Raw genomic sequence first — 22269 nt, 5'->3', positions numbered from 1 at the left:
AGAATTAAGTGGTGTAATGGAATCGTCAAATAAACAAAGAGGAAAAAGCCATGTGTACATTAGTATTATCAGAAGAGCTTAAAGAACCGGCCCGTTTTGCAAAGGAATTTGAGGCCTTTTGGAATTATCAGTCAAAAGACAAAGAAACCTATGTTAAACAAGAGCCTATCGATCAGAAGCAGATTGATGAAACGATTAAGCAAGATCTTGAGGTTGAGGACAATTTAGTTATTGCTGAAAGACGTCAGGATCGCGGTTTTTTAGATATGGTGAAATATCAGCACCAGCCGTAGGCTTTCTCCAGAGACTGCTATACCCAAGACTGCCATACGATCAGGTGCTGATAGGGTTTGATACGGGTTGCTTACTGTAAGCGAGCTGCTGCATCAAGGCGAATGGTTGAACCATTTAAGTATTGATTTTCAACCACTTGCTCTACCGTTAACGCAAACTCAGAAGGCTTACCGAAGCGTGATGGATTAGGAATACCCGCTGCGATTTGTTCGCAGATCTCAGGGGTAATCTTTTCCATCATTGGAGTTTCGAACACGCCTGGCGCAATAGCCATCACTCGAACATTGATGCGTGCGAATTCACGAGCCAAAGGCAAGACCATGCCGACAATGGCAGATTTAGTGGCAGAATAAGCTGTCTGACCAATCTGACCTTCATAAGCTGCGATAGATGCAGTATGAATGATCACACCACGTTCGCCGTCTACCACTTCGTTATTTTGCATATGACGAGAAGCGGCACGAGTCAGAAGGAAAGTGCCGACAAGATTAATATTGACCACATTCTGAAAGTAATCAGCAGGCATTGGGCCTTTCTTACTATGGATCAGACCAGCGCCTAATACACCAGCGCAACCTACTGCTAAATTGATGCCACCCATAAAATCAGTTGCTTTATCTGCCGCTGACTCGACATCATTCTCATTACTGATATCGGTTTTAACAAAAAGCGCACTGTTACCCAGTTCCTGAACAGCTTTTTCCCCTTGCTCTTCATTGATGTCGAGTAAAACGACTTTGCCGCCTTTCTCAATGATATTCTTTGCTGTTGCAAAACCTAACCCTGAGGCGCCACCACTGATAATTGCTTTTGCTTGATTGAGTTGCATAGTGTTATCTCATGACCAAAAAGGAGCATTGTAGCAACAGTCGAGCAGAGTGCCAATCTTAGTGCCAAACGGGTCGACCATTGAGTCAATGCAGGGTTAGGAGTAAAGCTGAGGTAAGCCTTGGTCCTTATTCTGATTGGCAGGTTTAGGCAAATATTGAAGGGTTTCTGCTAAGCCTTGGCCTTGCCACAATTGTTTCCGATGTGTCGAGTATAGGGCTTCTTGTAACTTGTCTAACTGTTCCACAAGCTGAGGGTGCTGAGTGAATTGTTTAAGCTGATTCAGATTGCTGACCTGTTTCAGGTGTTGTTGGTTGCGACACCATTGTAATAATAGTTGTTGAGTGAGTTTAGGTTCGTTATTACGGCAAGCTTTTTCAACTTCAGCAAGACTGGCTTTAAACATGTGTTCAGTTTCACTGAAAGACAGGTTTAAGTCAGTGTCGTCACTAATACTCCGTTTGGGCTTGGTTACGCGCCAGAGGATAAGTGTTAGTAACCATAAAGCAGCGAGCACTATACTGATAATCTGCCATATATTCAGAGCATTGCTATCCGAAGAGTCTTGTACAGAACCTGGGGTTGTTGAATCAGGATTCGTTGCAGGGTCATCAATGTTTTTGGACACGATAGGCTTAATTGAGGCTGACTGGCTGGATTCTGAGCGCGGGCTGACTTGAATAGCCATTGCTGGCAATACAGCATAATCCTGCCTATCGGTAACAGTATTCCACCAAGGAACTTTGAGTTCAGGGATGGTGACCTTGCCTGTAGCACTGGGCACTATGGCTAATTTCTCGATATGGTGGCTGGTTACACCCAAGCGGTTAAAGAGTTGTTGAAATTCAGGGCTGTCACGATAGATTTTGACGCCATCCACTTCTGGGAAAGTGATATTAGGTAGCTGAGTTTGCAACAAACCGGTACCTTTAACTTTAAATTCTAAGGTGGCCGGGGTGCCAACTTCAAACGTCTGATTGCCTGGTTGCCAGTTTGCTTCTAACTTTAGGTTGGTTGCCGGTAACCAGGGCTCTTTTGCCTCAATAGGTTTTGGCTTTACATTAACCTTATATTGCGGCGTGCTTAATGATATCGGCTTGGTACGGCTTAACCCCCAAGGATTGGTAGATTGATTTTCATCTAAAATAGTGGCGGTATAGGTCATGGGCTCAATGAGAAGTTCACCACTTTGTTGAGGGAAAAGGGCAAACTGGCGTTCTACCACGCGATAAGTGGTATTGCCTTGTACCATTTCAAACGTGCGGTCATTACCCAATTGCTCTAAGACAGCCCCAGTTGCTTTGGGTAGCGTTAAACTTTCGTGACGAGTGACCACTGAACGATAAATCCTTATGGTCAGGATAAGCTGTTGCTGTACATAGACTTCATCAAGGTTTAATGCTGCGCGCAGCTTCACTTTAGCCGGGCTGCTATCATCTTTTAACTCATCAATAGCTGGCAACACACGAATAGTGTATGTCTCAGAGTTTTCATTACCAAACTTTGTAGCGGGGATGGTATAAGTACCCGCTTGCCTTGCCAATAATTTAACTTCCCAGCCCATTTCACTATGAAACTGACCATTGATCATGGTGCTATTATTAAATTGTTGGAGACTGAGTCTTTCCAATTCCGCAGGTAGGAAATCAAGGCTTAATGCATTTGCGAGTGTCGAAGAGTTTTGAACTATAATTTTCAAACGGAAAGTTTCATTCTCACGGATTTCACCACGATCTAAAATATACTGGACTTTCGCCTCAAGCGTCTGCGTAAGAAGAAGCCCAATTATTAAAAAGCAGTAAATAGAGATTTGCTTAATCATTTTCATTCCATATACATTCATTCAAAACATCATTACCATGTTTCATCAACGTGCTGTTGATGCCCTCGCTTGCGGTACTCTTGATACATTTTACGACGCAACAAACCACCAGGATCATCAGGTAGTCTTTTTAACCATTGTTCTAACTCTTGGTCTTTCTCTTCTTCTTTAAATTGCTGCTGCAATTCTTCTTCGGTTAATTCTGGCTTTTGTTGCTGTTGTTCGCTGGGTTCCTGTTGCTGATCGCTACTATCATCACTTTGTGAGCTCTTATCTTGCTGTTCGGACTCTTGCTGTTGCTCGTTTTGTTTTTGTTCAGAATCAGAAGAGTCTTTCTGTTGTTGACTCTGTTCTTCTTGTTCTTGTTGCTGCTTTAGTAAATCTTCTACAATTTTCTTGTTATGCTGTGCGTCATCATGATTAGCATCGAGGGCTAAAGCTTGGTTGTAGGATTCAAGAGCTGCCTCAAGATCGCCAGCCAGGGCTTGAGCATTAGCCTTGTTATAAACCTGGTCAGCTGGTTTTAATTGTTTACCATCCTCAAAGTGATTTTTTGCTGTATTATATTCACCATTACGATAGGCTGCGACCGCTTTCCACTGAGGATCTTCAAAGGTTTTATAAGCTTCTTCAAATTGCTCCTCATTGAGCATTTTTTTTGCTTGTTGATCCTTATTAAGGAACATTTTCTCAAGCGGGTTAGCCTGTAACTCGGGACTGCTAACAAGGCCAATGGACATGACAAAAACAACAGCGAACATCGAGCGGTGTTTAAACCCGAGCAATAAAATAGGCAACGCCAAAAAGAGTATCCAGAATCCAGAGTCTTGCCAGCTATCTGCCATGATGTCTTGCTTTTCTAGTTTTTCATCGATGCTGAGTTGTTCCTGTTGTAGCAATAACTCAATGTCGTCATTACCTGCAGTCATTGGGGTCAAAGTTGCATCAATCTCATCGGCGAAGCTTGCTAACTCGTCATAGTTCAATTTAGGAATAACAATATTGCCTTTATTATCTTTGACAAAGCCTGAGCTGTTTGGCATTGGAATAGGGGCGCCGTCAAAAGTTCCAATAGCAAGAATATTCAAGTTATAGGCTGTATTCCCAATTAGCTCTTTGATTTTAGAAAGCTCACTCGAGCTGGCACCATCGGTTATCCAGATAATGTCTCCAGTTCCAGCTGCCCCGTTGTCTAAAAGCTCAATCCCTTTTTCAATACCTTTGCTGGGCAGGGAGCCAACTAGAGGCATTAAGTTAGTGGCTAATACTCCTACCATGTTGTCAATGGTATCTGTGTCTGTGGTCAGTGGGCTTAGCACGAATCCATCGCCTGCATATACCACCAATCCAGTTTGGCCATCATCGATAGCTTTTAATATATCGCTAAGCTTAAATTTGGCTCTAGCTAGACGGCTTGGTTTTACATCCTGGGCGTCCATCGAGGCAGAGAGATCCAGCACAACAACGCGTGCCGCCAAGTTGGAGAATACGGGTTGTGGAAGCTTCTGCCAGCTAGGTCCGGATAAAGCAATTGTCGCTAAAATCCAGAATGATAGAAGCAGAATTTTTTGCCACTTAATACTTTGACCTGCTTGCGACTTTGGCATCAACCAGCTTAAAAGGTGTTGATCAATGAGTTTAGCCCAACCGCTGGCTTGCTGACCTCGGGTTCGATAGAGCCACCATAAAACAATGACGGGAAGCAGAAGTAGCCAGGCCCAGGGACGAATGAAATGCAATGAGCCAATATCAGGAAGAAAGTCAAACATGAGTTTTCTCCTGATTGTTGGCAGTAACTTTTCTCTGCGCTGTCATGCTTGAGTTGATTTTCCAGCTGATCAGGGTTCTAATCAAAATAGAGAGCAAAGAAATTAATAATGCAATAGAAAGCGGGATATAAAATAAAGCTTTTATAGGGCGATAGCTTTGATAGTCGTCTTCAACAGGTTCAAGTTGGTCAATGACTTTATAAATCTGTTCCATTTCTTTGGTGTCTCGAGCTCGAAAATATCTTCCCCCTGTTTTTTCTGCAACAGCGATTAAGGTTTCTTCATCGAGTTCCAGAGAAGGGTTTATACGACGATTGCCAAAGAAGCGATTTTTGACAATCATTTCATCGGCACCAACACCGATAGTATAAATAGTAATTCCTGCATGTTCAGCGAGCTCTGCCGCTTGAAGGGGGTTCAGCACTCCGGTGTTGTTCTGCCCATCGGTTAATAGAATGAGCACACGGTTATTGGCATCACGTTCGCGCAAGCGCTTTACTGCCAGACCAATACCATCACCAATCGCCGTACGTGATGAACCGGCAAGCCCGATTGATGTTTCATCAAGCATAATTTGCACGGTCTTTAAGTCAAATGTCAGCGGTGTTTGTAAATAGGCCTGCTCACCAAACAGGATCATACCCACACGGTCACCTTTACGGCGTGCAATAAAGTCAGTGAGTAAAGCTTTCACAGCTACCAGACGATCAACCTCTTTATCATTTATCACCATGTCCGGCATTTCCATTGAGCCTGAAATATCGATACTCAACATTAAATCGCGACCAGTCGCTGGCAAGTTCATTGTATCGCCGACCCATTGTGGGCGAGAGAGGGCGCAAATGATTAAGGCCCAGATCAAAAAAGTCAGCCATGGAAATCGTTTGCTTGATTTGCCTTCTTGTTCTTGAATACTTCGCCAGTATAAAAATAGTGGTGCCCTTAGTGCCTGCTGTTGACGCTTGCGTTCCGCCAGCCACCAGACCAGCAAGGGCAGGGGGAGCAACAACCAAATCCAGGGCCAGACCAACTCAAACATGAGATTGCCCCCCATGAGCTTCCGTTGCGAAAGACTTGGTAAAGGCTGGCAACTGTTTTAAACGGGGTAAGTTATTTAGCCATAAACTGGCTTCTTGCAAAAATTGGTCTTTATATTCGGAGTCTATGGTATCCGGATTTCTATATACGCCTTCTTCCAACAATTGCAGGCTTTGTTCTGACCAGATGTCGCTACCGGTTTGATACAACAATATAATCCAGTGCTTGGTATCCATTGAGGCTACTTGAGATTTCGGGAAATAACATAAACTGGCGCGACGCATAATCTGATGGGTTTGTATTAGCCAGTCTTTATCATCTTCATGTTTTATCTGTTCAAGCTCAACCAGTGCATAAATGGCAAAGCGTTTACGTCGTTGCTGCATAATAGTTTTGGCAATCAGTAACACAATAACGGCCATAATGATTGCAATTGCTATCCACCAACCGATAGCCAATGGCCACCAGCTGACACCATCGGGTAAATGGATATCACGTAGCTGTTCTAATAATTGGGCCTGCTGTGGATTTGCCATAAATGTTTCGTCTATGCTCTTTTATTGGACGCCGAACGATGACGGTAGGGGTTGATTGCAAAGTCACTGAGTTCCTGCACAGTACTGTATTCCACAAAACTGCATTGAGCCTCCTGGAAGAACTTTTGTGTCTTTATTAACTTGTCATGGAACAACTCCTGATAGCGGTTTTTAAAGCCAGGTCTTGCAGAATTTAATGTTATGGTATTATCGCCATCCGTGACCAGAAACTCACCTGCAGCCGGAATGGTTTGTTCTAATGGGTCCGTAATCATAACTGCATGAATATCATTGTGCTGGGCAAGGTGTATAAGATCCTGCTTGCATGCTTCAGAAAGGTTAGAAAAATCACTGAATATATAAATCAGGCTACCGCCCTTAACCAGGTGGCGAAGGCGTAATAAAGCATCAGACAATGCAGAGTGGTTGATAGTGAAAGGTTTTTCTTGCTGATAGATAGCTTGTAGCCTTTGGTTGTGTAGTTCAAGCATGTGTTGCAAAAGCTGTAGTCCATTTTGACGGCGATTAGACGGTTTCAATTCTACGTGTTCATCAGCCGTGCTTAATAAGGCTCCTACACGGTTGCCAGAGTTATGGGCAGTCCAGAACACGCGTGCCGCTTGCAAACAGGCCAGAGTTGACTTGAAGCGTTTCTTGGAACCGAAAAACATGGAGTCTTGCAAATCTAAAAGCAGGAATACCGGTCTTTCCCTTTCTTCCTGAAATATCTTGGTATGCACTTCGCCAGTGCGAGCCGTCACTTTCCAGTCAATAGTGCGAATATCATCACCGGACTGATATTGACGTACTTCGGAAAACTCCATACCACGCCCTTTATAAGGGGATAAGTGTCCACCAACTAAATGTGCCTTGGTTTTCTTGTTCGGCAAGGGAATGCTGTCGCGCGCCCAATACTGGCAGGCGATCAGTTGCTCCAAACTTAATTCAATAGAGTTTGAGCCTGCTTTCTGTGAGGTGATCGTTTTTGGCGTCATTAACAATATTCTTAAGGCGTCGGGATTTGTTTAATTAACTCATCAATAATGGTATCGGCGGTTACACCTTCTGCTTCTGCCTGATAGCTTAAAATAATGCGATGACGCAGGATATCAAACAATACCGCCTGGATATCTCCTGGTGTGACATAATCACGATCATTAAGCCAGGCATTTGCCCGAGCACAACGGTCGAGAGCAATGGTGGCGCGTGGACTGGCGCCGTACTCAATGTAGTTGGCTAAGGCTCCACCCAGTTTCTCGGGTTGGCGGGTGCTGATAATCAGTTGCACCAGGTATTCTTCAATTTCTGGCGCCATATAAATAGAGAGAACTTCTTTGCGCGCTTCAAACAAGTCTTGTTGAGTGAGCGGGTGGGCTGGTGTTGATTCACCTGTTAATGCTTCTTGTCGATTCAGCGCCAGAATTTCGGCCTCTGCTTCCGCCTCAGGATAACCTACGATAACCTGCATCAAAAAACGATCCAGTTGTGCCTCAGGTAATGGATAAGTTCCCTCTTGCTCAATCGGGTTTTGTGTGGCCATAACTAAAAACAGCTGAGGTAAGACAAAGCTGTGACTTCCGACAGTTATCTGTCGCTCTGCCATGGCTTCCAGCAGAGCGGATTGGACCTTAGCAGGGGCACGGTTAATTTCATCGGCTAGAATCATATTATGAAACAGTGGCCCTTTTTGAAAATGGAAGCTTCCGTCCTGCGGGCGATAGATTTCGGTACCGGTTAAATCTGCGGGTAATAAATCAGGCGTAAACTGAATGCGGTGAAAATTGCCTTCTACTGCTGTTGATAACTCTTTAATGGCACGAGTTTTCGCCAGGCCAGGAGCACCTTCGACCAGCAAATGACCATCGGCAAGCAAGGCGATCAGCATCTTATGAACCAGTTCATGCTGACCAATAATTCGAGACTTAAGGAATTGTTCTAATTCAATAAATTTTTGTTTGATACTCATATTATGGGGTATCCAGTTGTGATAATGCTTTGTAAGTCAAATTGAGTAATAGTTCAATGTATTAAAAACGCTTCCTGAGTTGTATCAAAAAACACTTAAAAAGTGCAACTAATTGTTTCTAGGTGGAAAAAAGAATGGAGTGAATTAGTATAGCATGCGAGAAGGTATTCAAACGTTCGTTTGAAAAGTTGGGCTGTTCAGGTACAATCGAAGCAATAATCATTTTAAAGACTCTTGATCAGGAGACAGGCATGAGTGAAACAGCAGGAAAAAAAACACGGACTAAGCAAGACCGTGTTGCCATCGTTTCAGGCTTGAGAACACCATTTGCAAAACAGGCTACCCATTTCCGTGGGATTAATGCTATTGAGTTGGGCAAGATGGTCGTTAATGAGCTGATGGTACGTAGCGAGCTTGATCCTAAATTGATTGAGCGCGTCATTTTTGGTCAGGTGGTTATCCTGCCAGAAGCACCTAATATCGCGCGTGAAATCGTACTCGGCACACCAATGAATGTTCATACCGATGCCTACTCAGTTTCTCGAGCCTGTGCCACCAGCTTTCAGACTGTTGCCAGCCTGGCTGATTCGATTGCCTTAGGTGATATCACCATTGGTATTGCCGGTGGTGCTGATTCTTCATCGGTGGTGCCGATAGGAGTCAGCCGTAAGCTACAGCTAGCCCTGGTCGACTTGCAAAAAGCGAAGACGGTCGGTCAGAAGCTCTCCATTATTAAGGGCCTGCGCTTTAAAGATCTATTACCTGTCCCGCCTGCTATTAAAGAATATTCGACCGGAATGACGATGGGAGAAAATGCCGAACAGATGGCGCGTGACCGCAATATTACTCGCGAAGAGCAGGATGCATTAGCTCACCGCTCTCATACCTTGGCTGCTCAGGCCTGGGAAGAGGGCAAGCTGGATGATGAAGTGATGACAGCTTATGCAGAGCCCTATACAAAAGACTCGTTACATCGCGATAATATTATTCGCTTTGATTCTACTCTTGAAGGTTACGCTAAGCTACGCCCTGCCTTTGACCGCAAGTACGGTACTTTGACAGCCGCGAATTCAACACCATTGAGTGATGGCGCCTCAGCAGTGCTGATGATGAAAGAATCACAAGCTAAAGCGTTAGGCTATGAGCCATTAGGTTATATCAAGAGTTATGCCTTTGCTGCAATTGAAGCGACTCATGACATGCTGATGGGGCCTTCCTATGCAACGCCCATGGCGCTTAAGAAAGCCAAAATGCAGCTAAAGGATCTCGATCTGATTGATATGCACGAAGCTTTCGCTGCGCAGACTATTTCTAATATTCAGGCATTTGGCTCAACTAAGTTTGCTAAAGAGAAGTTGGGGCAGCGTACCAAGATTGGTGATATCGATATGGATAAATTCAATGTGCTGGGAGGCTCTTTGGCTTATGGCCATCCTTTTGCTGCAACTGGCACACGGATGATCACGCAAACATTAAGAGAGCTAAAGCGTCGTGGCGGCGGTGTGGGTTTAACAACCGCCTGTGCTGCTGGTGGTATTGGCGCAGCAATGATCCTGGAGGTTGAATAATGTCAGAATCAATTTTTGAACTTGAAATGCAAGAAGATGGTATTGCTATCATTACTATCGACCTGCCGGGCGAAGCGCAAAATGTATTGAAGCCAGAATTTGGTGAGCAGGTTGGGGAGATACTGGAAAAGTTGGCCGATGATATTAGCGTCAAAGGCGTGATTGTTCGTAGTGGTAAGCAAGGCAGCTTTATTGCAGGTGCCGATATAACAGTCCTGGAAAGTGTCGATACTGCAGAAGAAGCTGAAGAGATTGCTAAAACTGGCCAGCGTTTATTTAACCAGCTGGAAAAGTTTAAAGTGCCGATTGTGGCAGCAATTGATGGTGCTTGTCTGGGCGGTGGTCTTGAGCTTGCCCTTGCCTGTCACGGCCGTGTCGCGAGTGATAGTTCCAAAACGAAATTGGGTCTACCCGAGGTGCAATTAGGCCTATTGCCAGGGAGTGGAGGAACACAGAGATTACCCCGTTTGGTTGGTATACCATCAGCGCTAGATATGATGCTGACCGGTAAACAGTTATTCCCCAAGCAAGCAAAAAAGCTCGGCTTGGTCGATGAGATTGTACCTGCGGCGAACTTGATGAAAGCGGCTATAAATCGTTTGCATGAATTACGCAAAGATCGTTCCAAGAAAAAACCTTGGACTTATTACGTCTCCCTGCCTGGGATAAAGCAGCTGTTATTAGAAGCTAATCCATTAGGACGCAACCTAGTTTTTAATCAGGCGCGTAAAACCGTGGATAGTAAAACTAAGGGCAACTATCCTGCGCCCCATAAGATTATTGAGTGTGTCGAAAAAGGATATAATCAAGGGTTTGATGCGGGCCTTGCTGTAGAAGCTAAAAACTTTGGTCAGCTAGTGGTGACACCAGAAGCCAAAGCTCTGATTAGTATTTTCTTCGCAACTACTGAGTTGAAAAAAGATAAAGGTGTCGAGGGTGATGTTGAAGCAGTAACTGTCGATAAAGTGGGTGTATTGGGTGGTGGCTTAATGGGATCGGGCATTGCTTACGTATCGGTGGATAAAGCGGGTAAGCAGGTTCGAGTTAAGGATGTTAGCGCCAAAGGCGTCAATGGCGCGCTCAATTACAGTTGGAAAATCATCAGTAAGAAAATGAAGCGACGCATTATTTCCCCCAGCGATGCACGTAACACCATGTCTTACTTAACAGGCTCTACTGACTACAAAGGATTTAAAGACTGTGATGTAGTCATTGAGGCGGTTTTTGAAGATTTGGATTTGAAGCATCAGATGGTTAAGGACGTTGAAGAGAACTGTTCAGAAAAAACCATCTTCGCAACCAATACTTCTTCGATACCCATCAGTAAAATTGCTGAAGGTGCCAAGCGTCCTGAGCAGGTAGTGGGTCTGCATTATTTCTCACCTGTTGAGAAAATGCCGTTGTTGGAAATTATTAAAACCGACAAAACCGCCGACTGGGTTATCGCGACCTGTGTTGACTTAGGCAAACAGCAAGGCAAAACCCCTATTGTAGTTAATGATGGGGCAGGCTTTTATGTCAATCGTATTTTGGCTCCGTATGTTAACGAAGCTGGAATTTTATTGAGCGAAGGTGTGGCCATTGAAACGTTAGATAAGGCCATGGTGAAAGCAGGCTTCCCAGTAGGGCCAATAACCCTGTTAGACGAGGTTGGGATTGATGTTGCAACTAAAGTAGCACCAATCCTGCAGGATGCTTTTGGCGAACGGATGGAACCACCGAAAGCCTTTAGTAAATTACTGGATGATGATCGAAAAGGTCGCAAAAATAACCGTGGCTTCTACCAATACCCAGCTAAGGGCAAGAAGAAGCAGGTGGATGAAACAGTTTATGGCGTGCTTGGCGTTGAACCAGGTAAAGAAGTCAGTACAGCAGAAATTGCTGAACGCGGCGTATTGTTAATGGCCAATGAAGCTGCTCGTTGTTTGGATGAAGGTATAATTCGCAGCGCGCGTGATGGCGATGTGGGTGCTATCTTTGGTATCGGCTTTCCGCCATTCCATGGTGGCCCATTCCGCTATATGGATAAGCGCGGAATTGCTACCATTGTTGATAGATTGGAGCATTACCAGGAGCTTTATGGAGAGCGTTTCAAACCGGCCAATGTTTTGGTTAAGATGAAGCAAAATAAGGATAGTTTTTATAAAAAAGGTTAGGTGCAAAAGAGTTAGGAACAAAAAAGCCGAGCTATGTGCTCGGCCTTTTTTTGTTTAGATGACCATAAAAAAAGAAAAAATATAAGGTGACCAGAGTCACCTTGAAAAACTACAGGGAGGAGTTGTTACTCAAATAATCTTTTTAACAAGGGCTTTGAAGCTAAAGTCAGGGCCAAGGCAACAAACAGTTCTTTGTTTTCAACAAAAAGTTGTGCAAAGTATGGTGTGTCTGCCAAAAACTTGATACCTGCTAGAGCAGCCACAATAACAAGTATATATTTCATCTCAATTTCCTACGTATATGGTTTGTTTACATCGGTATGGAGCTTATTCTAGAGATATTGGCCAAATGATCTGTGTTCTGATTCTCACTGCATTGTGGGCTTGTGTGAAACAGTTTGCAAAAACGTCGGAAATCTTTACAAGTTTATAATTGCTCGGAATATCAAGGACAGGGGAGAGCCAGGCGAAATCATTTGTTTAAAGCCTGGCTCACAGATTAGTTATGGCGTGAAACGTAAGGATAAGCCCGAAGTTAGGCCAGTTGCTTCTTCTGAAACTGAGACACCGACAGACCATAGTTTCGAGAAGTAGTAGTGAGTCTCAAAGCCATACACCGTATCGTTATCATCCTCATGATTCTCTTCATCGACGTAAGGTGAAAAATCCACATCGCGATATCCGGCAGAAAGCGTATACTCCCAATTGGCTGAGAAGCGACCACGGATACCGATATTGGCCAAATAACCATCTTCGTCATTACCATAGGTGTCGCCTTGAATGATTCCTTCACCGTCCTGCTTTAAATAGCCAATTTCGGTAAAAAAGTCAGTGCTGCGTCCCATTGGTGTGTGCCAACCGAATGATAATGAGTATTCTCTAGCTGTCACCTCACCATATACGGAGTTGGTCCAGATATCTGCAGACTGCTCTTGAATGATGTAGCGAAGGTAGGTTGAATCATCAAAACTACCCGTCAGATCAATTTTAAAACCAGTTTTATCACTAGTGGTTTCACCACCACTGTGAATGTAGCCAAATTGCCAATAATCGTAGCTAAGCTTGTCGCTGGCCTGAGCTGACAGAGCAAGAGAGCTTAGAAGTGCTAAGAATAAAGCTTTTTTCATCGTTATCATTCCATATATCAATAAATTTCACCGGGCATCATACTATAACCAAAACCGGATGAGAAAATAAAAAGCCACTTAAATGAAGTGGCTTTTTAAGGTTGTGTACAGAAAGCTTAGAAACTATAACGGAAGTTGACGCCAATATGCTCTTCAAGTTCATCGTCATTCCCAAACTCAAGTCCGACAGACATGTTGCGGTCAAAGTGATAACGCCCCTCCACTGTGATGTCTGTTGACTCTAGAACATCCGAGTGAGAAGCATAAGCACCCACCTCAAGGTCATTGGTGAACATGCTTCTGACGCCAGCCATGAAGTTATAACCGTTATCATCAAAACCGAAGTCGGCATCGATATCTTCATAACCAAACTCGGCAACAAAGTCAGTATTATTGGTTAGTTCCATATTGAAACCAGCGTTAATACGCATAATGCTAACGTCGAAGCCGCCATTATCTAGGTCACTGTAATCAATTTTACCGTAAATATTCTCGGTAAAGCTTTTAGAAAATTCAAAGTTGACGCCATCAAGCTCATCGTAATCTATAAGACCACCTTGAATGTAGTCATAGCTGACGTTGTTCGCCATTGCTAGACCTGATGATAGTGCGAGCGTAGTTGCAACGAACAATTTTGTTAATGACATTGTGATCTCCTCATGTATTCTTGTTAAATAATGCGAGGTCAATTATCCTCGTAGGTATCTGAACGATAACTGAACTCACTTGATTGAAACATTAATGGGTTCACAGAACTTATCAGGAAAATTTATGCGCAAAAAGTTGACTCCCGTCCTTGACCAGCTCAATAAGGTAGTTTTAGGCAAGCCTCATCAAGTTAAACTGGCGGTTGCTTGTTTATTAGCCAAAGGACACCTATTGATAGAAGATTTGCCTGGCATGGGGAAGACTACTCTGGGTCAGGCGGTAGCCAAAGTATTTGGGTTAGAGTTTCAAAGGGTTCAATTTACCAGCGATATTCTGCCGGGTGATATTGTCGGTGCTAATATCTATGACCGCGAAAAAGGTAGCTTCGAGTTTCATCCAGGGCCCATTTTTTCGCAATTAGTATTGGCCGATGAAATTAACAGAGCTACTCCAAAAGCACAAAGTGCTCTGTTAGAAGCCATGGAGGAGCAACAGGTCACTATCGAAGGTCAAACCTATCCTTTACCGCAGCCATTTTTTGTCATAGCCACTCAGAATCCTTCTTATCAGATTGGGACTTATTCTCTACCAGAGTCGCAACTTGATCGTTTCTTATTCAGAGTACAATTAGGCTATCCGGAAGCGGGGTTTGAAAAGGTGTTACTTCGCGGCGAGTCTGGTCGTGTGCAGATGAACAAAATAGAAACCTTACTGGAGTTGTCCGAGCTAATTGAGATTCAACGATTTGTACAAACAATAACCATCAGCGATCATCTTCTAAACTATGTTATGGATTTGATTAATGCGACTCGACAAAGTACTGACTTTGCCCATGGGTTATCACCCCGGGGAGGATTATCTTTAATTAGTGCTGCAAAGGCATGGGCGTTTTTGGCAGAGAGAGATTATGTATTACCTGAAGATATACAAAAAGTTTTTGTGCCAACCGTGGCTCATCGCTTGCAATCAGTCAAAACGTCCAGTGAGAAAATAGAAGTGCTGGTTGAACAGATTATTCATGACACTCCAGTGCCAGCGTAACGATCAATTTGATGAAATTAATCAGAGATATTCAACGCAAGTTTTTTTCCTGGGTCGATAAACGCAGCCCTGAACAGCAGGAAGTGCATTTACGCCAGCGTAACATTTATATACTTCCAACACGCTATGGTTGGCTGATGTTACTGATCCTTATCTTGATACTGGTCGCATCGACAAACTACCAAAATAACATGGGCTTTATGGCTGGTTTCATTTTGTTAGCCTTGGGTATGTTGTCCGTATTTTATACTTACCGTAATGTTAGAGGTTTAAGAATTCGGCCATTAAAACCGCAACCAGTTTATGTTGACCAGGAGTGTAGTTTCCCATTTCAGTTTATTAATCCTTCTGAAAGCTATCGTTTCTCAATTGGTGTCGGTACCAGTAAGGATAAAGTTGAGTATTTTGATGTGGAGTCACAAAATAAGGCAGTACTTCAGATCAGAATTAAAGCACATAAGCGTGGACTATTAAAACCAGAACGTTTTGTGTGTACCAGCATTTTTCCTTTTGGAATATTTCAGGTCTGGTCATGGTTTAAGCCAACTCATGTGGCGCTCATTTATCCAAAGCCCATTGAGTGTCCACAAGTATTGGCGCCTCAGTCACAAGGTCAAGAGCAGGGGGCATTTGCACAAAAAGGTTCAGAAGACTTTCATAGCCTTAGAGATTATCAGTCTGGAGATCCGATTAAACAGGTCATGTGGAAGGCTTTTGCGCGTGAACGCGGTTTGTTGACAAAGGAATTTGAAGAGCAGGTGGGTGAGCAGCACCTACTAACTTGGGAAAGCGTCAGCCAATATAATAAAGAGCTGGCGATTTCTTACTTAACGGATGCAATAATAAAAGCAGAACAGGCGGGGAGTCTTTATGGCCTTGAGCTTCCTCATTTGCGAATTAAAAAAGGACAGGGTGCCGAGCATTTACATCAATGCTTAAGTGCTTTGGCGTTGATGGAATAAGTGGTGGGCAATTAATCATGAATACACAATCATTACCACTGACTCGGCCAGGCATCATCCCATTACTCATTGTCGTTCAGTCCATTGTTCTTTTGCCGTTATGGTTTCATTTGCCGGGCTGGATTACTGCTTCGACTATTGCATTGCTGCTGACACGGTACACCATTTATAAAAAAGCTTTCAAACTACCTTCATGGTTGATTTTAGTATTGGCACTGTGCGCACTGGGGGGTGTTTTCCTCTATTTTAGAACCATTAGTGGACGTGAAGCTGGAGTCGGTCTGATCAGTTTGATGTATACTTTTAAATTGCTCGAAGCGAAAAATTATCGCGACGGAGCACTCATTCTGTTTATATCGTTCTTCATCCTGGTCACCGCATTCCTGTATGACGAATCCATTTTAATGGGCTTTTATTTATTGGTGTCCATACTAAGTATTTTACTTGGATTAATTGCTTTAAATAGTATTAAAGGTATAGCAGGGATTCGCCATTTAAGTAAAATCTCGGGTGTTGCCTTATTGCAAGCGTTACCCATCATGCTGGTATTATTTTTCCTTTTCCCAAGGTTGTCTGGTCCTTTGTGGGCAATGCCCTCAAACCTTGAATCGGGTATGGGCATCGATGATGAAATGAGTCCAGGCGCTATCAGTTCTTTATACGGTTTTGATGAAATAGCATTTCGTGTTGATTTTGACGATGAAGCCCCTGCCGTTAATCAAATGTACTGGCGAGGTCTAGTGTTGTCAGAGTTTGATGGTATTGCATGGAAGATAGGGGTTGAGTCGCCAATTCGTGGTGAAAGCTATCCCAAAGGGGACCCAACTTACTCTTACCGGGTTCAGCTAGAACCTCATAATCGACATTGGATCTTTGGTTTGGAAGATTTAATTGAACCGCCTAAAGAAAAAGTTTATTTATTTAATAACTTTACCTGGCGTCGAGCACAGCGAGTTAATCAGAGACTGCTTTACAGTGCCCAAGCCTATCAGCTGGATTACAGTGATATCGAACTGTCTCAGTGGCAAAGACAGCTCAATACCCAGTTGCCTGATAATGGCAATGATCAAACTAAAGAATGGGCCATAAATGAATATCAGCAAATTGGTGCGCCAGAAGAGTTTGTTCGATTTGTCTTGAGTTACATTCGCCAACAGAACTATCACTACACGTTACTACCTGAGGTAATTGAACAGAATGTTGTTGATGGTTTCTGGCTGAATAGTCGTGAAGGCTATTGCGAACATTACGCCAGTGCTTTTGTGTTTATTATGCGAGCTGTAGGAATTCCTGCGCGAGTGGTCACTGGCTATCAAGGTGGTGAGTATAACCCCTATGGTGACTACTACATTATTCGTCAAAAAGATGCCCATGCCTGGACTGAGGTTTGGCTGGATGGAGAAGGCTGGCGTCGGGTAGACCCCACTGCAGCAATTCACCCTTCACGTGTGGATGATTCATTGCTAAACCAGACCAGTTCAAGAGACGACTGGTTTGCTGATTTCGATAGTTTAACTACTACTGATAGTGAAGTTTCGAGAAATGTTTGGCAACAAATTAGTCTTCGTTGGGATGCACTACAAAGCTTCTGGAATGAAAGCTTGATGGGTTATGATCAGGATATGCAGTTTAGTTGGTTATCCAAGCTAGGTGTTAACCACAACCAATGGCGCTATTTGGGCTACGCCTTATTAGCAACAATTGTGTTAGCCGGTGCTGGTTTCGGGCTGTGGATTTTAAGTCAGGCCAAAAGCCGTGATAAAGTTGAGCGGGCCTATCGACACTTTCAGAGGGTGTTAGCGAAACAGGGCGTAGAGCTTAAACTTAATGAAGGCCCTAAAGACCTGCTTTATCGTATCAAGCGAGAGCATCCTGAACTGTATTCAAAAGCTTTACCGGTGATTAAACGCTATATTTCAATACGCTATCAGAAGGAAAAGTCATCTGCTAGCAATCAGCAAAATTTTATTAAAACTGCTAAGGCTTACCGCTAATCTGACCTTATCCTTTGTCAGAAGCAGGTGTACCAACTGACAAGCAAAGGGCAAGTGGGTATAATGCGCCCACATTGCCCGAACCCTGTTTATATATAATGGCCGACATCACGCCAATTCATAAGTTTCTTCATTGCAAAACACCAGTTGCCTGGCTAGAACGTGCCACGAAAGAAATCGAAACTCTTTTAATTGACCATGCTCATTGCGAGAAAAAAGCAGCAGCTACGGCGGTCAAATTAATGTTTCGTTACCCTGATCGTATTGATCTGCTGAAGAAACTCTCGCAGTTAACGCGCGAAGAAGTGCTGCATTTTGAGCAAGTTCTTGAGTTTATGGAGCAACGCAATATTCGTTATCGGGCAATCAAACCTTCCCGTTATGCTGCTGGCCTGCATCAGTTTGCCAGCAAAGATGAGCCGCAACGTTTAATCGACGGCTTGATCATTGGAGCCATTATTGAAGCACGGTCCTGCGAGCGATTTCATGCGTTGGCGCCCTATTTCAAAGAGAGCGAACCTGAGCTCTCCAAATATTATCGCTTTTTATTAAAATCAGAGTCACGCCACTTCGCGGATTATCTGGAGTTGGCACAAAGTTATGCCAAAGCTTCTATTGATGAGCGCGTTCAGTTCTTTCTTGAAAAAGAACAAGAGCTTATAGAAAGTCCTGATAAACAATTCCGTTTTCATTCAGGCGTACCTGTATAAACTTATCTTAATGACTTGATGGAGAGACCTTTAATGTCACATACATCACAACAGAAATTATTACTACTCAGTGCTTCAAGAGAAGGGCAGACCGATTATCTTGAGCATGCTTTACCGATGATGGATGCTTTTTTGCCTTCATCAGTCAGTGACATTCTATTTATTCCCTATGCAGGGTTTGCCATGGGCTATGACGCTTATGAGGAAAAAGTCAGTAATGCCCTGAAAGGCATTAATCGCAAAGTGGTTTCAATCCATCAGTTTGATGATCCGGTTAAGGCGGTTGAGAAGGCGCAAGCAATTGCCATCGGTGGCGGTAACACTTTTTATTTGTTGAAACAGCTTTATGACAATGAGTTAGTTGATGCCATTCGTAAAAAAGTGAATGCAGGAACGCCTTATATGGGTTGGAGCGCCGGCTCTAATATGGCGGGTTTAACGATTTGTACCACTAACGATATGCCTATTGTGCAACCAAGAAGTTTCAACGCTCTGGCATTGGTACCGTTCCAGATCAATCCTCATTACACCGATTATCAGCCACCTAATCACAATGGCGAAACTCGTGCGGAGCGTATCTATGAATACACTCGTGCCAATCCTCACCGCTATGTGGTGGGCATTAAAGAAGGTACTGCGTTGGAACGTCAAGGCGATCAATTATACTTGCGCGGCCAGAAAGATGGTTTGATTTTTCGTGATGGCGAAGTTATTAAAACCATTAACGCAGGCAAAAATATCAGTTGGTTGCTTTAAGCTCGGCCAAACAATGCAAATATGACCTATTTTGATTGGCTGGTAAGACCAAATAATCATTTAGTTTCAAATAGTTATCCTTTGCTATAGGATAAGAGTTAGCCAAGGAAGGATCATTTAATAATTACAAAGTTATCATCGTCCTCCTTGGTTTAAACCATAGATGTTAAACCATATAGCACCAAGGAGATCTAACGATGAACAGCTTTTCAAAGTTGAGTTCATGGTTAGGAGGGATCATCGTTGCTGGATCATTAGTATCATCCGCGCACGCCTCCGAGCCACAACACCCTAAACACGATGATGAATTACACGGCAAAGTGCCTTTTCTGACTTCTACTGCTCAGAATTTAAATTACGCCAACTCACCGATTCACCCTTTTCTTAACTCGGCATTACCCAACCCTCCAGAAGATGTCTATTCAGGCCCTTTATTTCAATTGCGCCATGACTATCCATCCTCGGTACCATCAGGACAAAGCTTTCCCTGGAAAAAGGTTACGAATAATGGGCCTATTACGACTCAAAACTCAATGGCTTATGTGGAAGCTTTAAAACAGTATGTCTCAGGTGATATGCGAAAACTTTTGTATAGCTATGATCAGTGGGATCCACAAAGTGAACCTTGGTGGCAGTCGATCTGGTTAGGAACTGAGCGTGAGCCAATTCATGGTTTTTATGTGGGCTCAGGTTTTCCTGCCGGCACCATGCCTGAACAGACTCTCGATTTAACCACTTATGTGTTAACTCTATACGATGAAACCGCAGCCGTGACTCTGGGCAACATCTGGGGGACTACAGAAGAGCAGGCCTATAATCCAAACCTGACTAACCCTGCTGCGCAATACGCCGAAGGCAGTGTTATCGTCAAGTTTGCTTTCGTTACCCCTTGTGGCGCGGATTGGGCACCAATGGAAGGTACAGTGTCGTGGCCGATCTATTCAACCCTGAATGAAAGTAACGGCTCGGGTAATAACCCAAGCGTCTCGAAATGTCCTAACAATGGTTCTGATGGTTCGACCGCGGATCCGACATTGACTAATGTCTATCTGATGCAGTTCGATATTATTGTTAAAGATAGCGTGGCAGCCCCTGAAACCGGCTGGGTATTTTCAACTTTGATCTATGATAAGAATGCACCGGGTAAAGATGCGTGGGATAAAATGATTCCGTTGGGTGCCACCTGGGGTGGTGATCCGGATATTATCAATACCGCCAGTACTGCTTTAACGCCACCGGTTACCGTAAACACCAACCTCCAGCAAAACTGGGTTAACCCAAATGCGCCTGAATATTCAACAGCGACTTTAGGTTGGGATGGTCGTTTATCGGGGCCAAATGATGGTGCGGTTGTTACTCCAGCTTGGGCCGGTAGTCATTATTATCCAAAAGGCTTAGCATCAGCTGGTTGCTTAGGTTGCCATAGTAGCGCTCAGTACCCACAAAAGTCATTCTTGTTGCCGGCTACTACCTATCCACCTCAAGTCACTAATGCCCCTGGTTCAAGTGCTAAGCAAGCATTGGTACTCAACGACCCAGGCTCTACAGAATGGATGAAATGGTTCCAAAGCCGTTCTGGTACTGAAGCCATGGATTCGGACGAAGGCAGCATTGGCCTGGATTATGATATGGTGACTTCATTTAAAGCCATTCCCATGTGGCAGGCAGCGCTGAAAGCGATTGAATCGGAAAATTCAGCCAAGCCGTCTTTGAAAAGAAAGTAGAAATAGGAAGTAATCTTGTTGTGAACTTAGATGATTTAACACGCGATGTGTTGGACTTCTGGTTCGGCGCGCCTGACTCGGCAGAGTTGGGCGCTGACCGCGCCATCTGGTTTCAGTCTGATCCAAAATTTGATCAGGAAGTTCGCGATCGATTTGGCGAAGCTCATCAGCTAGCCGCAGAGGGTAAGCTGGATGACTTAATGCAAAACCAAAAAGGAGCTTTGGCGTTAATCATTATTCTCGATCAGTTTTCACGCAATATTTATCGTAATCAAGGACAGGCCTTTGCCACTGACAAACAAGCACAGCAGTATGCAGCAGTAGCTGTGAACAATGGTTTTGACCAAGGTTTGTTAACAGTTGAGAGAAAGTTCTTCTATATGCCTTTTATGCATGCTGAAGATCTTAAGCTTCAAGAAAGTGGTATTGAGCTTTTTATCAAGCTCGGTGACCCTAACACTTTAACCTTCGCCTTGTGTCACCGCGATCAAATTGTCCGCTTTGGCCGATTCCCTGGTCGCAATCAGGCCTTGGGAAGAAAAAGTACTCCTGCAGAAGAAGCTTTCCTGAAAAATCCCTTCTGCTAATTTAAATTAATCGAAATAATGACTATCGATTTCATCGCCTTCGATGGTCAGGTAATGCCCTTTTTCACCCCAGTCGCTGAGTACGATGCGTTGGCAATGTTTGCCGTCGACTTCAATGTCATGGAAATCGGGGCGGTGGGTATGGCCATGAATCAGGATGTCGGCGTTGTGGTTTTGCAGAGCTTCTTTGACAGCATCTGAATGCACATCTGTGATGGCACTGGCTTTATTGGCCTGGGCTTCGCGGCTTTTTTGACGCAGGTCAGCGGCGATTCCGCGACGAACCGCTAAAGGCTGAGAGAGTAGCTGTTGTTGCCACTGCTCTGAGCGAACCATTTGGCGGAATTGCATATATTCCTTATCGTCCCAACACAAACTGTCGCCATGCATCAGGATGGCTTCTTTATCCCCAATCGTTATCGGATGAACTTCGCCGACAATGACACCGCCAGTGGCCTTGGCAAATTCATCACCCAATAAAAAGTCACGGTTGCCATGCTGAAAATACAGTGGCTTGCCTGAGTCTGAATAGTCTTTGAACTTGGCTATGATAGTTTTAACAAAGTCTGAATCGTCGTCATCACCAATCCAGCTCTCAAATAAATCCCCCAGCACATACAAAGCATCCGACTTGGGCGCTATGTCATTCATGTACTGAGTGAAAAGGGCGGTCAGGTCAGGGCGTTCTTCGCAAAGGTGTAGATCAGAAATAATATGAATCATGCTGGTGTCTTTTTTTAATG

At 43.9% G+C, this 22269-nt stretch carries 21 protein-coding genes; 10 read left to right on the top strand and 11 right to left on the bottom strand.

The window, feature by feature from the left end; translation table 11 throughout:
- The first annotated feature begins 50 nt into the window (after positions 1 to 50).
- Complete coding sequence (locus ACYTXU_RS08935; protein ID WP_462206341.1) at positions 51 to 293, top strand: hypothetical protein; 243 nt, start codon at positions 51 to 53, stop codon at positions 291 to 293.
- A gap of 71 nt (positions 294 to 364) precedes the next feature.
- Here the strand turns inward: ACYTXU_RS08935 and ACYTXU_RS08930 are convergent, their stop codons facing one another.
- From ACYTXU_RS08930 to ACYTXU_RS08900, 7 genes are all read right to left on the bottom strand, one after another.
- Positions 365 to 1123 (bottom strand): SDR family NAD(P)-dependent oxidoreductase, encoded by a 759-nt coding sequence (locus ACYTXU_RS08930; protein ID WP_462206339.1) that lies wholly within the window; start codon positions 1121 to 1123, stop codon positions 365 to 367.
- Positions 1124 to 1219: 96 nt separating this feature from the next.
- The gene (locus ACYTXU_RS08925) at positions 1220 to 2944 is read right to left on the bottom strand and encodes a BatD family protein (protein WP_462206338.1); all 1725 of its coding nucleotides are present in this window, start codon (positions 2942 to 2944) and stop codon (positions 1220 to 1222) included.
- Between the two features lie 32 nt (positions 2945 to 2976).
- Positions 2977 to 4713 (bottom strand): VWA domain-containing protein, encoded by a 1737-nt coding sequence (locus ACYTXU_RS08920; protein ID WP_462206337.1) that lies wholly within the window; start codon positions 4711 to 4713, stop codon positions 2977 to 2979.
- Positions 4706 to 5752 (bottom strand): vWA domain-containing protein, encoded by a 1047-nt coding sequence (locus ACYTXU_RS08915; RefSeq protein ID WP_462206336.1) that lies wholly within the window; start codon positions 5750 to 5752, stop codon positions 4706 to 4708. The genes ACYTXU_RS08920 and ACYTXU_RS08915 overlap by 8 nt, the downstream gene beginning before the upstream one ends.
- Entirely contained in the window at positions 5745 to 6287 is a 543-nt protein-coding gene (locus ACYTXU_RS08910) for a DUF4381 domain-containing protein (RefSeq protein ID WP_462206334.1), read from the bottom strand. Before ACYTXU_RS08910 ends, ACYTXU_RS08915 begins: the two co-directional genes overlap by 8 nt.
- A gap of 11 nt (positions 6288 to 6298) precedes the next feature.
- Entirely contained in the window at positions 6299 to 7282 is a 984-nt protein-coding gene (locus tag ACYTXU_RS08905; RefSeq protein ID WP_462206332.1) for a DUF58 domain-containing protein, read from the bottom strand.
- Positions 7283 to 7293: 11 nt separating this feature from the next.
- The gene (locus ACYTXU_RS08900; RefSeq protein WP_462206331.1) at positions 7294 to 8253 is read right to left on the bottom strand and encodes an AAA family ATPase; all 960 of its coding nucleotides are present in this window, start codon (positions 8251 to 8253) and stop codon (positions 7294 to 7296) included.
- A 251-nt stretch (positions 8254 to 8504) separates the two neighbouring features.
- On the opposite strand from ACYTXU_RS08900, the gene fadI reads away from it, so the two are divergent.
- Complete coding sequence (fadI, locus tag ACYTXU_RS08895) at positions 8505 to 9821, top strand: acetyl-CoA C-acyltransferase FadI (RefSeq protein ID WP_462206329.1); 1317 nt, start codon at positions 8505 to 8507, stop codon at positions 9819 to 9821.
- Positions 9821 to 11977 (top strand): fatty acid oxidation complex subunit alpha FadJ, encoded by a 2157-nt coding sequence (gene fadJ / locus ACYTXU_RS08890; protein ID WP_462206328.1) that lies wholly within the window; start codon positions 9821 to 9823, stop codon positions 11975 to 11977. The genes fadI and fadJ overlap by 1 nt, the downstream gene beginning before the upstream one ends.
- 125 nt (positions 11978 to 12102) lie before the next feature.
- Here fadJ and ACYTXU_RS08885 read toward each other — a convergent pair whose 3' ends face one another.
- The 3 genes from ACYTXU_RS08885 to ACYTXU_RS08875 all read right to left on the bottom strand — a co-directional run bounded on the left by ACYTXU_RS08885 (position 12103) and on the right by ACYTXU_RS08875 (position 13751).
- Positions 12103 to 12261 (bottom strand): hypothetical protein, encoded by a 159-nt coding sequence (locus ACYTXU_RS08885; RefSeq protein WP_462206327.1) that lies wholly within the window; start codon positions 12259 to 12261, stop codon positions 12103 to 12105.
- 219 nt (positions 12262 to 12480) lie between these two features.
- Positions 12481 to 13104, bottom strand: a complete 624-nt coding sequence (locus ACYTXU_RS08880) for a hypothetical protein (RefSeq protein WP_462206326.1) — start codon at positions 13102 to 13104, stop codon at positions 12481 to 12483.
- 116 nt (positions 13105 to 13220) lie between these two features.
- Positions 13221 to 13751, bottom strand: coding sequence for a hypothetical protein (locus ACYTXU_RS08875; RefSeq protein WP_462206324.1), 531 nt, complete (start codon positions 13749 to 13751; stop codon positions 13221 to 13223).
- Between the two features lie 124 nt (positions 13752 to 13875).
- Here ACYTXU_RS08875 and ACYTXU_RS08870 point away from each other — a divergent pair, with 124 nt between their 5' ends.
- The 7 genes from ACYTXU_RS08870 (at position 13876) to ACYTXU_RS08840 (ending at position 21526) form a co-directional block, all read left to right on the top strand.
- Positions 13876 to 14793 (top strand): AAA family ATPase, encoded by a 918-nt coding sequence (locus ACYTXU_RS08870; RefSeq protein WP_462206323.1) that lies wholly within the window; start codon positions 13876 to 13878, stop codon positions 14791 to 14793.
- 11 nt (positions 14794 to 14804) lie between these two features.
- Positions 14805 to 15755, top strand: a complete 951-nt coding sequence (locus ACYTXU_RS08865; protein WP_462206321.1) for a DUF58 domain-containing protein — start codon at positions 14805 to 14807, stop codon at positions 15753 to 15755.
- A 17-nt stretch (positions 15756 to 15772) separates the two neighbouring features.
- On the top strand, positions 15773 to 17749 hold the full coding sequence (locus tag ACYTXU_RS08860; RefSeq protein ID WP_462206319.1) for a transglutaminase TgpA family protein: 1977 nt from the start codon (positions 15773 to 15775) through the stop codon (positions 17747 to 17749).
- Positions 17750 to 17847: 98 nt separating this feature from the next.
- Positions 17848 to 18459, top strand: coding sequence for a MiaE family protein (locus tag ACYTXU_RS08855; protein ID WP_462206318.1), 612 nt, complete (start codon positions 17848 to 17850; stop codon positions 18457 to 18459).
- 33 nt (positions 18460 to 18492) lie between these two features.
- Positions 18493 to 19215 carry a dipeptidase PepE gene (gene pepE / locus ACYTXU_RS08850; RefSeq protein ID WP_462206316.1) on the top strand — a complete coding sequence of 241 codons (723 nt, stop codon included), beginning with the start codon at positions 18493 to 18495 and terminating at the stop codon, positions 19213 to 19215.
- Positions 19216 to 19412: 197 nt separating this feature from the next.
- Positions 19413 to 20939, top strand: a complete 1527-nt coding sequence (locus ACYTXU_RS08845; RefSeq protein ID WP_462206315.1) for a hypothetical protein — start codon at positions 19413 to 19415, stop codon at positions 20937 to 20939.
- Between the two features lie 20 nt (positions 20940 to 20959).
- Complete coding sequence (locus ACYTXU_RS08840; protein WP_462206314.1) at positions 20960 to 21526, top strand: DUF924 family protein; 567 nt, start codon at positions 20960 to 20962, stop codon at positions 21524 to 21526.
- Between the two features lie 6 nt (positions 21527 to 21532).
- Here ACYTXU_RS08840 and ACYTXU_RS08835 read toward each other — a convergent pair whose 3' ends face one another.
- Complete coding sequence (locus tag ACYTXU_RS08835) at positions 21533 to 22249, bottom strand: UDP-2,3-diacylglucosamine diphosphatase (RefSeq protein ID WP_462206313.1); 717 nt, start codon at positions 22247 to 22249, stop codon at positions 21533 to 21535.
- Positions 22250 to 22269 lie beyond the last annotated feature (20 nt).

This window comes from Kangiella sp. M94, assembly GCF_054926195.1.
The sequence above is the reverse complement of the archived record's forward strand: the minus strand, read 5'-3'. Positions and strand labels throughout refer to the sequence as shown.

What these genes read in the sequence shown, in the direction of transcription:
- ACYTXU_RS08915 (WP_462206336.1), bottom strand. Translation starts at nt 5,752, where the DNA reads ATGTTTGAGTTGGTCTGGCCCTGGATTTGGTTGTTGCTCCCCCTGCCC.
- ACYTXU_RS08845 (WP_462206315.1), top strand. Translation starts at nt 19,413, where the DNA reads ATGAACAGCTTTTCAAAGTTGAGTTCATGGTTAGGAGGGATCATCGTT.
- ACYTXU_RS08860 (WP_462206319.1), top strand. Translation starts at nt 15,773, where the DNA reads ATGAATACACAATCATTACCACTGACTCGGCCAGGCATCATCCCATTA.
- ACYTXU_RS08865 (WP_462206321.1), top strand. Translation starts at nt 14,805, where the DNA reads ATGAAATTAATCAGAGATATTCAACGCAAGTTTTTTTCCTGGGTCGAT.
- ACYTXU_RS08920 (WP_462206337.1), bottom strand. Translation starts at nt 4,713, where the DNA reads ATGTTTGACTTTCTTCCTGATATTGGCTCATTGCATTTCATTCGTCCC.
- ACYTXU_RS08905 (WP_462206332.1), bottom strand. Translation starts at nt 7,282, where the DNA reads ATGACGCCAAAAACGATCACCTCACAGAAAGCAGGCTCAAACTCTATT.
- fadI (WP_462206329.1), top strand. Translation starts at nt 8,505, where the DNA reads ATGAGTGAAACAGCAGGAAAAAAAACACGGACTAAGCAAGACCGTGTT.
- pepE (WP_462206316.1), top strand. Translation starts at nt 18,493, where the DNA reads ATGTCACATACATCACAACAGAAATTATTACTACTCAGTGCTTCAAGA.
- ACYTXU_RS08875 (WP_462206324.1), bottom strand. Translation starts at nt 13,751, where the DNA reads ATGTCATTAACAAAATTGTTCGTTGCAACTACGCTCGCACTATCATCA.
- fadJ (WP_462206328.1), top strand. Translation starts at nt 9,821, where the DNA reads ATGTCAGAATCAATTTTTGAACTTGAAATGCAAGAAGATGGTATTGCT.
- ACYTXU_RS08835 (WP_462206313.1), bottom strand. Translation starts at nt 22,249, where the DNA reads ATGATTCATATTATTTCTGATCTACACCTTTGCGAAGAACGCCCTGAC.
- ACYTXU_RS08855 (WP_462206318.1), top strand. Translation starts at nt 17,848, where the DNA reads ATGGCCGACATCACGCCAATTCATAAGTTTCTTCATTGCAAAACACCA.
- ACYTXU_RS08930 (WP_462206339.1), bottom strand. Translation starts at nt 1,123, where the DNA reads ATGCAACTCAATCAAGCAAAAGCAATTATCAGTGGTGGCGCCTCAGGG.
- ACYTXU_RS08880 (WP_462206326.1), bottom strand. Translation starts at nt 13,104, where the DNA reads ATGAAAAAAGCTTTATTCTTAGCACTTCTAAGCTCTCTTGCTCTGTCA.
- ACYTXU_RS08885 (WP_462206327.1), bottom strand. Translation starts at nt 12,261, where the DNA reads ATGAAATATATACTTGTTATTGTGGCTGCTCTAGCAGGTATCAAGTTT.
- ACYTXU_RS08900 (WP_462206331.1), bottom strand. Translation starts at nt 8,253, where the DNA reads ATGAGTATCAAACAAAAATTTATTGAATTAGAACAATTCCTTAAGTCT.
- ACYTXU_RS08935 (WP_462206341.1), top strand. Translation starts at nt 51, where the DNA reads ATGTGTACATTAGTATTATCAGAAGAGCTTAAAGAACCGGCCCGTTTT.
- ACYTXU_RS08925 (WP_462206338.1), bottom strand. Translation starts at nt 2,944, where the DNA reads ATGATTAAGCAAATCTCTATTTACTGCTTTTTAATAATTGGGCTTCTT.
- ACYTXU_RS08910 (WP_462206334.1), bottom strand. Translation starts at nt 6,287, where the DNA reads ATGGCAAATCCACAGCAGGCCCAATTATTAGAACAGCTACGTGATATC.
- ACYTXU_RS08870 (WP_462206323.1), top strand. Translation starts at nt 13,876, where the DNA reads ATGCGCAAAAAGTTGACTCCCGTCCTTGACCAGCTCAATAAGGTAGTT.